Genomic DNA, 17771 nt, shown 5'->3' with positions numbered 1-17771 from the left:
TACCTCTCTTTTATTTAATCAAGTTTTTATTCTTTTTAGCAAGGACCGAGCACAGTCCAAACATCGTTCGGGCCATTTTTCAGATCTGGGTATTCATTTTGCGTCCACCATTTGGCCTGATACTTCACACCGTTATAAGAAACAATATCACCTTGAACATAAGTGGAATAGTTGCAACCACACTTTACCACGGGGACCACTTTTACAGAGAGGGGGGTAAAGATCTTTTGCAGATTCAACATCCCCATAATTTCCGTTGTTTTAAGTTGGTACCACTATGAATTTATCTACAAACGATCAAATTCTAAGGACACGTGAGCATTTAAGAGAAATGCGTTTCTACATAGAGGGAGTAATACTTGACTTTTTAAATAATTTTTTATATGCTATAGCATGTAATTTTTGTGAAAGAAAATGAAACAGTATGAGTTCAATGATGTGACTATGTGAATTGGAATCAGGTGTACTGGAGTAATGGGGTACTATAGGTAAGTCAACAGTCCATATTAATGATTGGAGGGAAACTATGGAATTGTATAATATGACGGGTTTTTTGATTCACCGTACGGATGTTAAAATGACCAACTATTTTACAAAGCAATTAAAGCCCTATGAGATGACGCCAGAGCAATGGAGTATTATCAGTGTTCTAGACGGGGATAGACCAACAACTCAAAAAGAGCTTGCGGAAGCAATCGACCGAGATCAGAGCACGGTTGTTCGAATGATCCACTCGCTCGAGAAGAAGGAGATCGTCAAACGGATTGTAAATGATACAGATAAACGATCCCATAACTTATATCTGAGCGATAAAGGAATACTACTCAAATCAGAACTACTGCCGGTTGTCATCGAAGCACACAAGCACGTGACAAGGTACTTAAGTGAAGATGAAATTCAGGAACTGGAATCTTTACTTGAAAAACTGTATGCAAGTGTTATGGAAGACGGTTAGATCATCTTCGTTCCACGTTACCCGAGACGGTACGCACAAGACCCAACTCTATGGTCTTACGTCTATGAAAGCTTTTAAGAAACGATTTTGGCTAGAGGAAATAAATATTTTTGCATATTATATGCTATAGCATATAATATGCTGCGAGAAATGGGGGATTTTCTTGGTTATTATCATTTTGCAAGTTATTATAGGATTATTTTTTATGTTTACTGGGAGTAAGATTATTTCCGGTAAAATGGCAGATGAGTTCAAGCGTTTCGGCATGCCTCCCATCTTTAATTTTTTGACGGGATTTATTGAGATTGCATCTGCAATCGGATTATTTGCAGGTATTTGGTTTCCAATAGCGGCTGTTATTGCAGGATTTTTACTAGCGGTTACGATGTTTGTCGCAGCCTTTACTCTTCTTGCTATTGCTAAGGATCCTTTTCCAAAAGCAATACCGGCTATCGTACTTTGCTTATTGTCTATCATCGTCAGTATGAATCATTTGATCTAGTCTGAAAGCTAGTGATGATAAAATCCTTCTAACTTTGCTGAAGAAATATGAATAAAGTTAAAGGAAATTTTAAGTGAGGAGTTTTTTAAATGGTTATCGATTGGTCAACAACAGCTGTGTATAACACAATAATGTCAGTTGCAACTGGTATAGGGTTATTATTAATTCTTCGATTTGAATCCCATTTAGCCAAAGGAAAAGTTGGACAACTAGAAGGTTGGGCTATAGGATTTGGAATACCCGGGTTTATATTAACGCTAACAGGAGCTCATATGACCCTTACTTGGCCCTTGTCAAAGATTGGATTCCCATTTGATGATATTATATTTGGTGAGTCGTCTCTAGGTTTTGGGGTTCTGCTTCTGGCTGCAACCGTCTTAATATGGAGAAAATCTAATCTATATGTAAAACAAGGCATTAATATGAACGATACGAAAATAGTATCCAATACATTAAAGGCGGAATTACCGTATTTATTAAAACCAGTATCTTATTTTGCTGCAGCAATGGGGCTAGCACTCATCTCAATCGCATTTGCAGGTATTGGATTTCAATTATTTGCAGCGCCACCAGAAGAACCAATATCAGGAGCTTTTGCTGATTATCCAATGTTGGAAGCTACTTTTATGTCAGGATTATTCGCGATTATAGGGATTGGAGCTGTATTATTTCCTTTTGCCTTAAACAAAGACGCAAATCGAAACTTTGCTAAAGTTATTAAATTCCTTTGGGCACTTGCAGGCATAGCCTTTGTTCTATTTGGAGCCATGAACTACTTTACACATATTGGATTGATTGTGAATACAATGCCCAAATAGTATTGAATGAGATACAATGACTATCGCTCCCAATTCGATAAAATGCGGGTTGCATAAAAGATAAAGAGAGAAATATTAACCTGCTATTAGAGCTGAAGTATAGGGTTATCGAAGATAATAATAGAAGAGGTAAGGAATGGATATGCCCCTACCTCTCTTTTATTTAATCAAGTTATTTATTCTTTTTAGCAAGGATCAAGCACAGTACAAACATCGTTAGGGCCACATTTCAGATCTGGATATTCATTTTGCGTCCACCATTTGGCTTTATACTTCACACCGTTATAAGAAACAATGTCACCTTGAACATAAGTGGAGGAAGCGCTCCATGGAGCAGGGCAGGGGTCAACTTGAACTTGAACGGTCACCGAGTTACTTGCCGCAGATAAATTACTAAAGCCATCCCGAGCCTTAACAGTAAACGTATATGAACCACTTGTTAATCCACTGATCGTGGCGGAGTTGCTAGTTGATCTTGCTTTAACAATAGGATTGTTATTTACATAAATGTCATAGCCGATCAATCCAACATTGTCCGTAGAAGCTGTCAACGTTGAAGAATGTTCACAAAAATGTTTAGGTTTATCTATTGTAAATAGCTATGTAGAGGATAAACTAAAAGGGAGCATGCAATTTGAATCTACAGCGTGTGGAACAATAGTTTCATTCACGTTTAATATGTAATAGAGGACTACAAAGGCGTAGTCTTACTTAAAGCAAAGAGGCTTAAGGTTATAACATTCCTACGGAATCGGTATAACTTTAGGCCTCTTTGTGTTTATTATCTGTATTGAAGATCAGGAAAGTGTATCACAGCTCTATTGGTTGCTATGCTCATTGCAAGTAAAATGGTTCCAAAAAAACTGCACCTAGAAATTAGAGGAGGGTACCCATGAGTATCGATAAAAAGATGATTGAAGAGATGGTTCGTAAAATCATCATGGAAAAATTAGGATCCGATGCTATTGAAGAGAATGTTCATAGAGGTCCTGGAGGGATTACTTCCGTTAAAGTGCCAAATATGAAAGTAACAGAAGAGGATCGTCTCGATACAGGCAACCCTAATGATATCGTCTATTGTAAAGATCTTTTTTCGCTAAAGGAAAGTCCAAGACTTGGCTGCGGTATCATGGAAATGAAAGAGACAACCTTTGACTGGACACTTAACTATGATGAAATTGATTATGTGATTGAGGGACATCTGGATGTTATCATTGATGGTACAAAGGTGTCAGCTGATCCAGGAGAAGTGATCCTGATTCCAAAAGGAAGTAAGATTCAATTTTCTGTGCCAGAATATGCACGATTTATCTATGTAACATATCCGGCTAACTGGGCAGAACAAGCGTAACATTCTAATTTTCTACTGAATGCCCAAGGGTTTCTCAGTGCATTGATTAAGCAACAGCAAAGTTGATTAAATCGTCAGAACTAAATCAAATTTTTATCAAAGTGCCTGTAATTCATACGGGCACTTTTTTTGTTGCATAGAGGGCTACATTCCCAGATTGGCGGTTGTATTATTGGTGTGGTGTGGCTGGCAATTCCGGTGCTTTTGTATCCGGGAGGAGAAAGATACCTACTCCCGCTTGAGCGCCTGTGGAAAGAACATAGGCAGAACACGATAAGCATGACTATTGGCCTTGCCCATAAATTTGTAGCCGATCATCCAGACACGAAGCTGGTTCATATCATCCATGGATCAATAATTGGTGCTGCTTATGAACATGATAGAACAAAGGCCTAATTCACACTCGCCAGTGTATGCAGAAAGATAGTCAAAAATGCGTTCATAAAATAGTTTTCGCGGAGTGGATGATCTGTCTGGAGCAGTGCTTTATAGAGATTACATTGCCTATTGTGAATCTTTGATCACTCTGTGTTTTATGGTTAGGCCTTATAATGAGAAAAAAATAACAGGAGGTCTGGCCCCAATGGCGATGCAGAGACGAGAGGACTATCAGGTGAGGGTGGAAAATATTAAGCACCTTCCGCCAACACAGTTTTCAGGCGTTACAATCATTTTCATGATTCAGGGCGAGGTGGAAATACATATTACCCAGTCTAACTACACCCTGCATGAAGGTGATGTGATGGTCATCAATCATAATGAGAGCCATTCCATTCGAGGAAGTGACAATAATGTACTGATCGTATTGCAGATAGCCGGACATTTTTTTGCCTCTCACTATGAAGGATACTTCCACTCCCGGTTTCATTGTATCTCGCAGGAGATGGATTATGGCCGGGAAAATATGCTGGGCATGCTTCGCCGGCACTTATCGGAAATGATAATCTCCAGCTCTAGGAATGATGACAGCAGTAATCTTGAGATCCAGAGCAATATTTATCGGACGATGCTGTTGCTTACCCGTTTCTTTAGAAGAGAAATCTCTCTGCGGACAGGAAAGCATTTCGATGAGAGAATCACTCGAATTATGAACTATATGGAGCAAAAATATGATGAACCCTTGACGTTGAAGGAGGTAGCGGATAGGGAGTATTTATCGGTATCGTATTTATCTCGTTATTTCAAGAAAATAACAGGTATCGGCTTCCAGCAGTACTTAAACCAGATCCGTTTGAAGCATAGCGTGGAAGCCCTGTTATATACGACAGAGCCGATTTTGCAAATTGCGCTTAATCATGGGTTTCTAAGTACGAAGCATTTCAGTACGGTATTTAAAATGAACTATGGGAAATCACCAAGCCAGTATCGGCTGGAGCATTCCGGTGGAATGCATGAGGATACGAGAAACGCGGCCGATATAACGGAGATCCCCCCGATCCTCTACACTCCGGAACTCATTGGACGGTTATCCCGATACATTGAAGACGCCGATACAAGTCAACTACCTAATGAAGCACAGTTCAAGACGAGAGAAATCCAGATTCGCCCGGATAAGGCGGCGGAGGTTGCGGCAAGCGATCATATTCTAGTGATTGGCGAATTGAAGGAACTGCTTAAGGAAAATGTGCGCCAGCAGGTCCTGCAATCCAAACATGAGCTGCGCATTACACATGTAGGAATACGGAATTTGATATATGGTCGAACCTTTTTGCCTGAGGTGGAGACGGACGAGCCGTTCGCAACCTCATCGCCGTATGTGAATGCGGACATTACTCTGCATTTTTTGCAGCAGGCAGGCCTTGATTTGTTTATTCGGGTGGAATATCAGGAGATTACGAAGGATGAAGAGCGATATTTTAAAAAGCTGGACGCGTTCATTTGCCATGTTCTGAATGTATTTGGCCCGCGGTTTGTGGGCAGCTGGAGTGTCATGTTTTTTAATCCTCAGCTGACACTTGTATCGGCTGCAAAAATGAGACGCGTCTATTTAAGGTTGTACCAAGTTTTGAAGAACCGTTCTCAAAGCTTGAAGGTTGGCTTATTTATGCCCTTCTCAGAGCAGAATTCCGAAATTTCTACTTCACACCGCTGGCAACTGGAGGAGATGAAACATATTGATTTCATATCGTATAACGCCAATCAGAACGAGGTCGTCAACTTTGATAACTACGACGTCAACGAATTCAAAGAAAAGGAGGATTATATTCTTTCGAAGACGCTGGCTTTGAAGAAATATCTGAATCAGCAGCACATCGAGAAGCCGCTTATCCTCATTACATGGAATACGTTAAGCGGGAATACGCGATATACGAACGGGATATTCTTTCGCGGAGCCCAGATCATGAAGATGATCTTTGATCTTAGCAGTGAGGTAGAAGGCATCGGCTTCTGGCTGAGCACAGAGCTGCATGAGGAAGAGCATAAGGGCGGGAACATTGTGTTGGATGGGCTTGAACTGTTTCATTATTACAGTGGAAAAAGGCCTGCCTACTATGCGGTTCAATTTAAAGAGCGTCTCCGCGGTAAAATCGTAGCCCAAGGCAATGACTATATTATGACGCAAAACGAGAAAGGATATCAGCTGGTTCTGTTCAATCGCAAAAACTTCAATCCACGTTACTCCGTGGAAGAGATTTATGTTAAAAGCCTGAGGAAGGAGCTGCATATCCATTTGTCCGGACTCGCACCGGGACCGTACCAAATCCGTAAATTCATATTTGACCGCACACATGGGGCGCTTTATTACAAATGGGGAGAAGTCACTACCAAATACGGACGGGATCTGGAAGTGATGAATTATATTGTTCAGGCGTCTCTGCCTGCCTTGGAATTAGCGGATGATTGGATTGAAGAAGAATGGTCTTTTTATGCTTATCTGGACATTAATGCGATTCATTTCATTGAATTGCACAAAATTTATGAATAACTGAACCGCTGGGGAAGAAAAGTAAAATGGAAATTCCTTTTTTTGTCCTGTGATGCTTAAAGGTCAGCAAAGATGACAAAAAATAAGAATAACAGGTAAATATAACGAACTTAAATTGGACTGGATTTCTTTAATATAAGGATATAAACATTGTTCAATGTTGATGTTACTTAACAGGACAAAATGAAGGAGGTCATTTGGAATGAAGGAACAATTATTTCAAAGACTACGCGAAAAGAAAGAGCGGATCATTGAGATAAGGCGTTACTTGCATGCTCACCCTGAGCTATCTTTTCATGAGGAGAATACAGCTAAATATATTCGCAATTTCTATGCTGATAAGGATTGTGAAGTTCGTAACAACGTTGGTGGAAATGGAGTTGTCGTTACGATCGATAGCGGTAAACCGGGGAAGACGGTTGCTATCCGCGCCGATTTCGATGCGCTTCCAATTACAGAGGAGACCGGACTTCCATTTGCGTCGGAGAGCCCCGGCGTTATGCATGCGTGCGGTCATGATGGGCATACAGCTTACATGCTCATTCTGGGCGAGACCTTAATCGAGATGAAGGATCAGCTCCAGGGCAAGATAGTTATCCTGCATCAGCATGCGGAAGAGACTCCTCCTGGCGGCGCAATGCAAATGATCAAAAATGGCTGCCTAGATGGCGTAGATAATGTATTTGGCATTCATGTGATGTCTACGCTGGAGACGGGAAAAATATTTTATCGCGAAGGAAATATACAGACCGGGCGCGCTTATTTCAAAGTAAAAATTATTGGCAAAGGCGGACATGGCTCCTCGCCTCATATGGCCAATGACGCGATTGTTGCTGGAAGTTATTTCGTTCAAGCGGTGCAGACGATTGTTAGCCGGCGCTTGAATCCGTTTGATGTAGCGTCGATTACCATTGGCTCCTTCGATGGCAAGGGAAGCTTCAATGTCATTAAAGATTCCGTGGAACTGGAAGGTGACGTGCGGGTTATGACCGAAGAAACCCGTGAAGTGGTTGAACGGGAGATTCGTCGGATACTCGATGGACTACAGGCCATGTTCGGAATTACGTATGAACTGGATTACAAGAATGATTACCCTGTACTCTATAACGATCCGGAGTTGACGGAATTCGTAGCTAATTCATTAAAGAACAGCTCGATACCTGGTGTCACTGGAGTGGAACGCTGTGAACCACAGCCTCCTTCCGAGGATTTCGCCTATTATGCTAAAGAACGCCCAAGCGTATTCTTCTACGTTGGGGCGATGCCGGCAGACGGTACGTATTACCCGCATCATCATCCTAAATTCGACATCAATGAAGACTGCTTGCTTATTGCTGCAGAAGCGATGGGCGCTGTGGTTGTAGACTACTTAAGAAGGGATGACAAGTAATATGGAAACCCAATATCGAGGTACAAATAAGCTGATCATCGGGATTGTATTCGGAGTAATCACCTTTTGGCTATTTGCTCAATCCATGGTTAACATCGTACCAGACGTTCAAGCCGATCTAGGAATCTCACTGGATGTCCTTAATATCGCGATCAGTTTGACGGCATTATTCTCCGGGATTTTTATCGTCGTGGCCGGTGGATTAGCGGACAAGCTTGGACGTATGAAGCTAACTTATGTTGGGTTAGTGCTTAGCATCATTGGCTCTTTGTTTCTTATACTTGCCCACGGCTCCGTTCTGTTGATTATCGGACGGATTGTTCAGGGGTTATCGGCCGCGTGCATCATGCCGGCTACGATAGCTCTAGTCAAAACTTATTATGACGGAGCGGATCGTCAGCGGGCGCTAAGTTATTGGTCGATCGGCTCCTGGGGCGGCTCGGGCGTATGTTCTTTTGCCGGGGGCGCGATTGCCACTTATATGGGCTGGCGCTGGATTTTCATTATCTCCATTGTGTTCGCAATACTCGGGATCTTCCTGATCAAGGGAACTCCTGAGAGTAAGGGTGAACAGACCGGAAATTCTAAGTTTGATGCTAGCGGTTTGTTGACTTTTATCGTAGCGATGATCTCATTGAATCTGTTCATTACCCGTGGATCCTCGTTTGGTTGGACTAGCGCTGCCACGATTTTGCTAATTGTTGTATTCTTGCTGTCTGCCTTTGTATTCTTCAAAATTGAGACTCATAAAGCTGGCAGCGGTTTCATTGATTTCTCCTTGTTCATGAATAAAGCCTATTCCGGTGCAACGATTTCCAATTTTCTGTTGAATGCGGTTGCCGGTACACTTGTGGTCGCGAATACGTATATCCAAGTGGGTCGCGGTTTCACGGCATTTGCAACAGGCATGCTCTCGCTCGGTTATCTGGTCAGTGTGCTGGTCATGATTCGAGTTGGTGAGAAGATTCTGCAGAAGATCGGGGCGCGTAGACCGATGCTACTCGGTTCCACTTTGACAGCTATCGGGATTGCCTTGATGGCTTGTACCTTTGTTGAAGGAACGACCTATTCTATCCTCGTGTTTATCGGTTTTATGTTGTTCGGCATCGGCCTGGGAATGTATGCGACGCCTTCGACCGATACAGCGGTAACCGCTGCGCCTTCCGATAAAATCGGGGTGGCTTCGGGTATTTACAAGATGGCAAGTTCGCTAGGCGGTTCCTTCGGTGTGGCGATTTCCGCGGCAGTGTATGGAACAATAGCGGCCTCCGGCAAATTGGAACTTGCGGCGTCTGTTGGCCTTCTCGTGAATGTTGCATTCTGCGTACTGTCGATCCTTTCCATTCTTGTTCTCGTCCCTAGTGACAAGAAGACGGAGAAGCTGAAGCTCTCTAAAGCTTCAAAAGCTTAATCGGATCCAATCTATAAATTAAACTGGATTTGAATAAGCGAATTGGAGGAGTTAAGTATGCGTAATCTATTGTTATCTATGCTCGAAGCTCGGAATGAAGAGATAATTGAGATCGGACATTTGCATGCCCATCCAGAGCTTTCTTGAAGAAGCAACTTCACGATATCCTATATAAACACCTAAAAAAGCCGCCTTAGTTCGGCTTTTTTGTTTTATAGGATCAAGTTTTTGTCCCAAGCTGAGGACAAAAACTTGATCCTATTGCCGAGTTGCTGAATGTCTAATCAAGAGTCTTATGCCGTGGCAAGCGATGCGGCATATACGCCTATCGATCCGCGGCATGTTAACGACTGGGCTAAAGGGCCGGAGAGAGGCGGGACCTCACGCTATTGTAACTGCTTCTTGTTCCCGCTTCACTTTTCGGTTTGGCTGCTTCGGATCGTGCCACAGGTGAAGCCGGCAGGCGACCCCGCTATTTGATCCAACCAAAGAAGTTCCTTCGTTTCATGGAGAGCCTTAAAAAAATTGTTAAAATTTTTATAATAGCCCTTTACATACTATAGGGGGGTAGGGTATATTGATTGTGAAATTAAGGAGGTGAGGCAATGTAGATGATTTCAGAAAGTTTTAATGAAAATTGTTGTAATCACATCAATGCTGCTCATAAGACGGTGCAAGAAAAAGCCGCCATTCCGATAAAGTAAAGAATAACTTAATGATTCGTTCAGAAGATTATAATCCATATATTGAAAGAGGTGGAAGATCATGAATTTAGAAGCTTTAAATGAACAAGTCAAAAGGGATCTTTCGTATCTTGCATTTGGGGGAGAGGACTGGGTATGCCGGGCCCGCCATCCTGAGGGGCATGTCTACGATGCCGTGATTGTAGGAGGGGGCCAGTGTGGATTAGGTGTGGCCTTTGGGCTTTTGCGTGAAAGAATATCTAATATCCTTGTCATCGACGAAAACGTTGAAGGATATGAAGGGCCATGGGTAACTTACGCTCGTATGAAGACATTGCGCACGGATAAACATTTGATATCCATTGATCTTGGAGTTCCTTCTCTGACATTTCGCTCCTGGTGGGAAGCGCAATTTGGACCACAAAGTTGGGGAGACATCGATAAGATTCCACGGAACGATTGGATGAACTATTTACGTTGGTATCGAAAGGTTCTTAACTTACCTGTTGTTAATGAGGTAAAGGTGAAGCTTATTGAGCCTGCAGGGGAAAATGTTTATCGACTGCATATGGAAGGAGCGGGAGCATCTTCTCAACCATTACTGGCCCGCAAGGTTATCTTAGCTACTGGTATTCAAGGCGGAGGGGAATGGCACGTACCCTCTATGATTTCCGAAACCTTACCTCGTCACCTCTATGCACACACCTCAGAAGACATTGATTTTGAGACCCTTAAAGACAAGAAGGTGGCCATTTTAGGCGGTGGGGCCTCAGCTTTTGACAATGCCAATTTTGCATTATCTGAAGGCGTGGGTTCGGCTCATGTGTTTGTTCGCCGCACGGAGATGCCGCGCATTAACCCACTTCGACAAATGAGGGTATCAGGTCTAATTGAACGTTTTCATGTTCTATCTGATGCTGATAAATATTCCGTTATAGCCCATTACTTTAAGCATCAACCTCCTACAAATGACACGTTTGCACGTGCAGCCTCACATCCCGGCTTTACATTACACTTAGGTGCCCCATGGCTTGACGTACAGTATGAAGCCGAGAAGGTAATTGTCACTACTCCACAAGGTAATTTCACTTTTGACTTTCTAATCATTTCCACCGGTCTTGTGACTGATCATTCTTTACGTCCAGAGCTTAAGCTGTTTGAACCTCATATTGCACGTTGGGACGACTATTATCATGCACCTGCTGAGAACGCCAACCATAAGCTTGATGCGTATCCTTACCTTGGCCCTGACTTTACTTTCACATGCCGAGACAAAAAGGATACAAAGCTTCTTCATGGGCTCTTTGTTTTTAACTTTTCAGCTATAGTTAGCTGTGGTATTTCGGCCTCTTCGCTCCCTGGAATGAGATATGGGATACCTAGACTCGTCTCAGCTGTAGCAGACCAACTGTTCGCTGATAATCGGGAGGAGATTCTGAATAACTACTATTCTTATAATGAAGCTGAATTCGTTGGAGAATGGACAAAGACTTAGTTTCCTATTCAACTATTGAAGGGAGGATAGGCAATTGGGGAAGGTCTTTACAAAATCGACGTGTGCCTTACTATTATTAGTCTTTATTTGGGGTGGAAGTTGGCCAATCTATAAAATGGCTGTGCCTTATACGCCCCCGTTATTATTTGCAGGAATGCGTACCGTAATTGGGGGCCTTATCCTTGCAGCTCTCCTATATAAAATGAGGAACAGGATCAACTGGCGTGAAAATTGGTCGAAATATTGTATTTCAGCATTCTTTAATACGATTCTCTTTTTTGGGCTACAGACAATAGGGCTTAGTTATTTACCAGGAGGATTGTTTTCTGTGCTTGTCTATTTTCAACCCGTTCTACTTGGATTGTTTGCTTGGATTTTGCTTGGAGAGTACATGTCGCTGTTTAAAATTATGGGTATGATTATTGGATTTATTGGAATTGTAGTTGTCAGTGTGGACGGATTAACCGTTCATGTATCGAGCATGGGTGTGGTCTTAGGGTTGCTTGTGGCATTTAGCTGGGCACTTGGCGTGGTTTATGTAAAGAAGGTGAGCAGCGAAGTAGATACTTTCTGGATGGTGTCTTTGCAGTTTATCATTGGTGGCGTTATTCTAATAGGTACTGGAACCATTGTTGAAAACTGGTCAGCAATTGAATGGAATGGTAAGTACCTTTTTGGACTCGGATACGGCTCTACTTTCGGCATTCCACTGGCCTATATCATTTACTACAAACTTATTCATGCTGGAGAGGCAAGCAAAGTCGGGACATTTACGTTTCTTGTACCGATCATTGCCGTAATCATCAGTACGGTGTTTGTAGATGAACCGGTTACTTACCGCCTTGTCGTAGGGCTGTTATTAGTAGGTGTAAGTATTTATTTCGTGAATGATCGCGGAAAAAAGGGGAATGCTTCATTATTCAATAGAGCGCAGGAAAAATGTAATACGAAAGATGTCGGATGAAAAGAACGTATATGCTTAAAAGCCGCGTAGCAGCGGCTTTTTTATTTGTTTGTTGAATGATTCAATGATATTCGGTGAACATATGCTTGTGTCACTAAACTGTATAGAAAAAGATTTGATTTTCAGATAATCGTTATCCGGATTACATTTTTATACATTGCACTGTATTAAAAGTTCTACTACCCTTATAAAAGGGATATAACATGTAAAGTCATTTTAAAGTAAGAAAAGAAAGGATAAACAAATGAAAAAAAGAAAAAAGAAAACGACATATATCATTTTGGGGGTAACCCTTTTGGTTGTTATGGTTTGGATAAATAATACGAGTCTTTTTTATTCAAAAGATACAAATTATAAGATTCTGGCTCATAGAGGGTTGGCTCAAACCTTTGATATTTCACAGGTAGAGTATGATACGAATACAGCTGAAATCATTTATCCACCTGAGCACCCTTATTTAGAAAATACAATTCCTTCTATGAAGGCAGCATTTGATCATGGTGCTGACGTCGTGGAATTAGATATTCAGTTAACGAAGGATCATCAATTAGCTGTTTTTCATGATTTTACTTTAGCGTATAGAACAAATGGTAAAGGTGAAGTCAAAGATTATATAATGAACGAATTGAAGAAACTAGATGTCGGCTATAGATATACGGCTGATAATGGAGAGAGCTATCCGTTTCGTGGCAAAGGCATTGGTATGATGCCAAGCTTAGATGAGGTGTTCGCAGCTTTTCCCAATAAAGAGTTTTTAATTCATGACAAAGATGGAGATATGGAAACAACAAAAGTATTGTGGGATTCTTATTTAAGTAAAATGTCTAAAAATCAATTAGATAAAATAACAGTTTATGGTGATGGAGACAGCGAAGGGTTTGATTATTTACGTTCAAAACATGCAGAGTTGAAATTGTTAACGAAAACAATGATGAAAAATGCACTTTTAAAATATGAATTATTAGGTTGGACGGGATATATTCCGAAAGAATTGCATAATATGGAGCTGCATTTGCCTTTAAATTATGCGAAGTTCTTATGGGGTTGGCCAAATAAATTTATTGATAGAATGGAGTCTGTCAACACGCGGGTCGTAATCGTAGAGGGAAATGGTAAATGGTCAGAAGGATTTGACACAAAAGAAAGCCTTGAAAAAATTCCAGAAGGATATCAGGGCTATATATGGACAAATAGAGTTGATAAGGTTACTAAATGATTTCATTCATCAAAAATAGTTGATTCTTCATGATAAGGTATCGTACTTCTTATGTAATTAAAGGGCAGCATTCCTGTTGTGAATAGACAAAAATCCCATCGTAAAGAACCTGATGGGATTTTTATTATGGGTTCGGGAGCGATAGGCTAAGAGATCGCGGCAATATTCATGCGATTGGACGATCCTTGGATCTCCAGAGAACCACAAACCGTCTATATACCAGCTATATATTGATCCGCACAATTGCGAAATGAGAGTTTTCTCCACCAGTTGAATTGACAAATCCATTATCATTGAGCGGGAAAGTATTTTGCTTAACCGTATCTGATACATTTCCGCCGATGACTGTTATGTCAGTGGAGCTTACACCAATGACAATGTCACCATGCGTCTCTTTAGAAATAAAGTCGTTCCACGTTGCACCGCTTCCATTTCTACTCTTTACTACAATATCACCTTCTTGTGGTCTCACCTCATTAATAGCGAAAGCCCAGAAGGGATTACTTGCACTATTCATTTGTCGATTAATCTTGGCAGGCGCAGTATAGCGCCAATGTGCGGCCGGATTTCCGAATTCATTCCGATAATTTGATTCATCATGAACCTTGCCAAAACGATCGCCTCCGCCTGCCTGAGTCACAATCCATGAGATAAAGGCAGCACTCCAAGCACTTCCTGGAATTGTTATATATTCTGGTATTGATACTTCCTTATAAACACCTTGTTGCCAATATTCACGTATCCGTGCTTGCATATCATATTCCTTGATGGTTCCTTTATTCCACGTCAATTCGTATTCCTGCTTTGCAAGATGGATCATTTGCTGCCTTACGTTTTCCCAGCTCAAGCTTATCTGCTCCTAACTACTACTAAAATAAAAAAATTCCAAGTGTCCAAATACACGACTTTCCGTCACCCTTGGATAGTATCCCAATCAACTCGCAAGCTATTCATGATAATGGGTTAAGAGATATCAGACCGTTTTGCTTAAAGAATTCATGACAGGTAAAGAATATCGATTCCTGGTTATGGGCGATGAGGTTGTAGGGATACTGCATCTCGTATTAGCCAATGTCGTGGGGGATCGAATTCACACGATTGAGCAGCTCGTCCATGAAAAGAATAAAGATCCGCTTCGGGGTCGCGGTTATAAGATACCTTTATTATAGGAAGATAGGCGCAACAAGGGTTTGAATATACTTTTATACATATGAACAAAATACAATGTGTTCTACACTATGAAGCATATATCGCGGAAAGTGGTCGATACGGAGGGGGAAGCCTTTGTTAAGACCAAATAGTTCGTTGAAGAGGTTGTATCAAAAAATTCAGCTAGCTTTGCGTGGGTGAAACGACAGATGACCAATTATGAACATGAAAAAGAGCTAGCTGCATTAAGGGCGCTGGCTTATGTAGAAGACAAAATGATAATCGGGATCGGAAGCGGAAGCACGGCAAGCCACTTTATCCAATTTCTCGGAGAGAAAGTGCGAGAAGGGCTTCAAGTAACCGGCGTGCCTACGTCCAAAGAGACGGAGCGCCTCTGTACCTTAGTTGGCATTCCACTGATTACGACTCAGATTCCGGAAAAAATTGATCTTACCGTTGACGGAGCAGATGAATTCGATCCGTATCTGCGATTGATAAAAGGGGGAGGCGGCTACTTGCTTAAGGAAAAACTGGTTGCCTCTTGTTCCGCTAGCACGATTATTATTACAGATTCCAGAAAACAAGCAAGCGTACTCGGCAGCACATACGCGCTACCGATCGAAGTGATTCCGCTAATGTGGAGCCAGATCGCGAAGAAGCTCAGGGACTTGGGAGGGGAAGCGAAATTACGCTCTCTTGGGACACCGCCTGTACCTTATTGGAGCGAAAATGGCAACTATATTATAGACTGCAAGTTCGCATCTATCGATCAACCAGAACGCCTCGCCCATGAGCTATCCCGAATGAACGGCGTGGTCGAACACGGACTGTTCATCGGAATTGCAGATGAGGTTATCATGGGGGAGAATGAGGGGACGAGATGTTTCCGCGTTGGCTCAAAATGACAGAGTTCCAATGTTGTTTTCCGGAGCGGCAAGCGGCTAGTTTATAGTCCAAATTGCTGCAATGGGGCGAGTCTCCGTTGTAGAAAATCGGACATCAATATAACGGCCTTCACCCCACGCAAGAGAACGAGTATTGGATTACAGACTGCTGGTAACATATCCATGGTATTGAAGACCGCAAAAAATTATTATAATCCCCAAACAGGGATTTTTTAATGTCCGTAGAACAAAAGGAGCCAGTGAGGCTCCTTTGTTTGTAATTATCACGTTTTACGAAATGTGGCACATCTTGTCGGATGACAAGAACATAATAACATTACCGATTCAAACGGGAACCATGATGATTCGTAAGAGAGCCATTTATCAAAGGCGGACGAGCGCGCAGCATAGTGACAATGAAATTTTAGATGAATTATTGCTAACGCATTCGGTTACAATACTTTGGGAATTCCGAAGTAATTAGGAGGAATACAAACGCTATATTCGTCTTGTTGATGATGCTGATGAAGTGGTGAATATCATTATTGAAAATGCGCCGTCCGTCGACCATGTCGTGCGTAAACTTGCCAAGTTTGGCATCATGGCTGATTAGATGCAACAAGTATAAGGAGGTAATTTTTTTGAGGCTAGCTTCATACAATGTCGAAAATCTCTTTGAGCGGGCTAAGATTCTAAATCAGACCGAATGGGTAAATGGAATTGATTCGGAAACTATGCTTGTATCTGGCCAGAAAGTTTTAGAAGGGGTCGCGAAACTTAATGCGCTTATAGCTCAGCAGACGTACAGTTCAACCGATAAAATTGAGATTGTGCGCTTGATGGAGGCACTTGGACTTAAGGAAAAAGATGAATCAGATTTTGTCATACTGCGTCGGAATCGCGGAAAATTTGTTACTAGAAAGAATGGTACACTAAAGGTCGTCGCAAACGGTCGCGAAGATTGGATAGGATGGCTTGAATTAAAGACTGAGGCAGTAAATGAGCGCGCAACGCAGAACACCGCAAGGGTGATCCGAAACATTGACCCCCAAATCATGGTGGTGGTAGAGGCTGAGCATAGGCCCTCACTTGTTATGTTTAACGAACAAATACTTTATCCCATTGCAAATTGGCGTTTTGATCACGCACTCTTAATCGATGGGAATGATACTCGCGGTATCGATGTCGGACTTTTTACTCGAGCACCATTTGCAATTGATTTCATGCGAAGCCACGTTGATGATATGGTGGACGGTATGCGAGTGTTTAACCGTGATTGCGCAGAGTACCACATTTCTTTGCCAGGAAGTCGAAACTTGGTCATTTTGGCCAACCACTTCAAGAGCAAAGCAAATGACAATGAAGCACTTAGAAAGAAGCAGGCAAAGCGAGTTCGCGAAATTTATGAGGGTCTGCGTGCTTCGAATATTGATCTAATTGCCGTGATGGGGGATCTTAACGATAGTCCAGATAGCGATTCACTTGCCCCACTTCTACGGGACGGTTCGGATCTCAAAGACGCCAGTGAAATCGAAGGTTTCGATTTTGCGGGCAGGCCCGGCACTTGGGGCGACGGTGAGGCCAAAGACAAAATTGACTATATATTAATGTCGCCTGCGCTGTTCCAGCTCGCCCGTGGCGGGGGCATTTACCGCGCGGGCGTTTGGGGCGGTAAGGACGGAACCCTATTTCCACATCTTCCTGAAATTACGAACGCTGCACAGGCTGCATCGGACCATGCCGCAATCTACGTAGATCTGGACTTGTAGCGTTTCTATTTAGATTTAAGATGCAGGATTAATGGAGGCTTCCGTAAGGAGTAAGGTCAGCTATAGTTGGTGGATCCCAAAAAACAGCAATATGTGCAAAACGTTATTGTAAATTTAACATTTTAAAGTAAGAGCATTTCTTTGTAATGAGAAATGCTCTTTATTTTTGTCAAATCGTGCAACAATATAAATGCAATAAAAATCAATATTTATTTATTGTATAACGATATATTTAATGATAAAGTTACTTTATCATTA

17 protein-coding genes are annotated in these 17771 nt (G+C 42.0%); 14 read left to right on the top strand and 3 right to left on the bottom strand.

Going from position 1 to position 17771, the window contains the following annotated elements; all coding sequences use genetic code 11:
* Window positions 1–35 precede the first annotated feature (35 nt).
* Complete coding sequence (locus tag NO352_RS10420) at window positions 36–242, bottom strand: carbohydrate-binding protein (protein WP_005550720.1); 207 nt, start codon at window positions 240–242, stop codon at window positions 36–38.
* A gap of 284 nt (window positions 243–526) precedes the next feature.
* On the opposite strand from NO352_RS10420, the gene NO352_RS10415 reads away from it, so the two are divergent.
* From NO352_RS10415 to NO352_RS10405, 3 genes are all read left to right on the top strand, one after another.
* A complete protein-coding gene (locus NO352_RS10415; RefSeq protein WP_005550721.1) occupies window positions 527–955 on the top strand; it encodes a MarR family winged helix-turn-helix transcriptional regulator in 429 nt (142 codons plus the stop codon).
* Between the two features lie 163 nt (window positions 956–1118).
* Window positions 1119–1457 carry a DoxX family protein gene (locus tag NO352_RS10410; protein ID WP_163979166.1) on the top strand — a complete coding sequence of 113 codons (339 nt, stop codon included), beginning with the start codon at window positions 1119–1121 and terminating at the stop codon, window positions 1455–1457.
* An 89-nt stretch (window positions 1458–1546) separates the two neighbouring features.
* On the top strand, window positions 1547–2275 hold the full coding sequence (locus NO352_RS10405; RefSeq protein ID WP_005550723.1) for a DUF981 family protein: 729 nt from the start codon (window positions 1547–1549) through the stop codon (window positions 2273–2275).
* A gap of 185 nt (window positions 2276–2460) precedes the next feature.
* Here the strand turns inward: NO352_RS10405 and NO352_RS10400 are convergent, their stop codons facing one another.
* A complete protein-coding gene (locus NO352_RS10400; RefSeq protein ID WP_289355578.1) occupies window positions 2461–2826 on the bottom strand; it encodes a carbohydrate-binding protein in 366 nt (121 codons plus the stop codon).
* Between the two features lie 341 nt (window positions 2827–3167).
* Here NO352_RS10400 and NO352_RS10395 point away from each other — a divergent pair, with 341 nt between their 5' ends.
* From NO352_RS10395 to NO352_RS10360, 8 genes are all read left to right on the top strand, one after another.
* Window positions 3168–3626, top strand: coding sequence for a cupin domain-containing protein (locus NO352_RS10395; RefSeq protein WP_289355577.1), 459 nt, complete (start codon window positions 3168–3170; stop codon window positions 3624–3626).
* 583 nt (window positions 3627–4209) lie between these two features.
* A complete protein-coding gene (locus NO352_RS10390; protein WP_289355576.1) occupies window positions 4210–6552 on the top strand; it encodes a helix-turn-helix transcriptional regulator in 2343 nt (780 codons plus the stop codon).
* Between the two features lie 202 nt (window positions 6553–6754).
* Complete coding sequence (locus tag NO352_RS10385; RefSeq protein ID WP_289355575.1) at window positions 6755–7942, top strand: amidohydrolase; 1188 nt, start codon at window positions 6755–6757, stop codon at window positions 7940–7942.
* A gap of 1 nt (window position 7943) precedes the next feature.
* Window positions 7944–9353, top strand: a complete 1410-nt coding sequence (locus NO352_RS10380) for an MFS transporter (protein ID WP_390917827.1) — start codon at window positions 7944–7946, stop codon at window positions 9351–9353.
* A gap of 276 nt (window positions 9354–9629) precedes the next feature.
* The gene (locus NO352_RS10375; RefSeq protein ID WP_289355574.1) at window positions 9630–9833 is read left to right on the top strand and encodes a hypothetical protein; all 204 of its coding nucleotides are present in this window, start codon (window positions 9630–9632) and stop codon (window positions 9831–9833) included.
* Window positions 9834–10118: 285 nt separating this feature from the next.
* Window positions 10119–11531, top strand: coding sequence for an NAD(P)-binding domain-containing protein (locus NO352_RS10370; protein ID WP_289355573.1), 1413 nt, complete (start codon window positions 10119–10121; stop codon window positions 11529–11531).
* Window positions 11532–11565: 34 nt separating this feature from the next.
* Window positions 11566–12495 carry a DMT family transporter gene (locus NO352_RS10365; RefSeq protein WP_289355572.1) on the top strand — a complete coding sequence of 310 codons (930 nt, stop codon included), beginning with the start codon at window positions 11566–11568 and terminating at the stop codon, window positions 12493–12495.
* A 244-nt stretch (window positions 12496–12739) separates the two neighbouring features.
* Window positions 12740–13711, top strand: a complete 972-nt coding sequence (locus NO352_RS10360) for a glycerophosphodiester phosphodiesterase family protein (protein WP_289355570.1) — start codon at window positions 12740–12742, stop codon at window positions 13709–13711.
* 223 nt (window positions 13712–13934) lie between these two features.
* Here the strand turns inward: NO352_RS10360 and NO352_RS10355 are convergent, their stop codons facing one another.
* Window positions 13935–14558, bottom strand: coding sequence for a DUF2272 domain-containing protein (locus tag NO352_RS10355; RefSeq protein ID WP_289355569.1), 624 nt, complete (start codon window positions 14556–14558; stop codon window positions 13935–13937).
* A 136-nt stretch (window positions 14559–14694) separates the two neighbouring features.
* Here NO352_RS10355 and NO352_RS10350 point away from each other — a divergent pair, with 136 nt between their 5' ends.
* From NO352_RS10350 to NO352_RS10340, 3 genes are all read left to right on the top strand, one after another.
* On the top strand, window positions 14695–14880 hold the full coding sequence (locus NO352_RS10350) for a hypothetical protein (RefSeq protein WP_289355568.1): 186 nt from the start codon (window positions 14695–14697) through the stop codon (window positions 14878–14880).
* A 189-nt stretch (window positions 14881–15069) separates the two neighbouring features.
* Complete coding sequence (gene rpiA / locus NO352_RS10345; RefSeq protein WP_289355567.1) at window positions 15070–15765, top strand: ribose-5-phosphate isomerase RpiA; 696 nt, start codon at window positions 15070–15072, stop codon at window positions 15763–15765.
* Between the two features lie 620 nt (window positions 15766–16385).
* Window positions 16386–17513 (top strand): endonuclease/exonuclease/phosphatase family protein, encoded by a 1128-nt coding sequence (locus NO352_RS10340; RefSeq protein ID WP_289355566.1) that lies wholly within the window; start codon window positions 16386–16388, stop codon window positions 17511–17513.
* The last annotated feature ends 258 nt before the right edge of the window (window positions 17514–17771 follow it).

This window comes from Paenibacillus sp. S-12 (assembly GCF_030363895.1).
Taxonomy (GTDB): Bacteria; Bacillota; Bacilli; order Paenibacillales; family Paenibacillaceae; genus Paenibacillus_B; species Paenibacillus_B alvei.
The sequence above is the reverse complement of the archived record's forward strand: the minus strand, read 5'-3'. Positions and strand labels throughout refer to the sequence as shown.

Bases quoted from the DNA above. Each gene is read 5' to 3' on its own strand.
- NO352_RS10420 (WP_005550720.1), bottom strand. From the start codon at position 242: ATGTTGAATCTGCAAAAGATCTTTACCCCCCTCTCTGTAAAAGTGGTC.
- NO352_RS10415 (WP_005550721.1), top strand. From the start codon at position 527: ATGGAATTGTATAATATGACGGGTTTTTTGATTCACCGTACGGATGTT.
- NO352_RS10405 (WP_005550723.1), top strand. From the start codon at position 1,547: ATGGTTATCGATTGGTCAACAACAGCTGTGTATAACACAATAATGTCA.
- NO352_RS10395 (WP_289355577.1), top strand. From the start codon at position 3,168: ATGAGTATCGATAAAAAGATGATTGAAGAGATGGTTCGTAAAATCATC.
- NO352_RS10390 (WP_289355576.1), top strand. From the start codon at position 4,210: ATGGCGATGCAGAGACGAGAGGACTATCAGGTGAGGGTGGAAAATATT.
- NO352_RS10385 (WP_289355575.1), top strand. From the start codon at position 6,755: ATGAAGGAACAATTATTTCAAAGACTACGCGAAAAGAAAGAGCGGATC.
- NO352_RS10380 (WP_390917827.1), top strand. From the start codon at position 7,944: ATGGAAACCCAATATCGAGGTACAAATAAGCTGATCATCGGGATTGTA.
- NO352_RS10375 (WP_289355574.1), top strand. From the start codon at position 9,630: ATGTCTAATCAAGAGTCTTATGCCGTGGCAAGCGATGCGGCATATACG.
- NO352_RS10370 (WP_289355573.1), top strand. From the start codon at position 10,119: ATGAATTTAGAAGCTTTAAATGAACAAGTCAAAAGGGATCTTTCGTAT.
- NO352_RS10360 (WP_289355570.1), top strand. From the start codon at position 12,740: ATGAAAAAAAGAAAAAAGAAAACGACATATATCATTTTGGGGGTAACC.
- rpiA (WP_289355567.1), top strand. From the start codon at position 15,070: ATGACCAATTATGAACATGAAAAAGAGCTAGCTGCATTAAGGGCGCTG.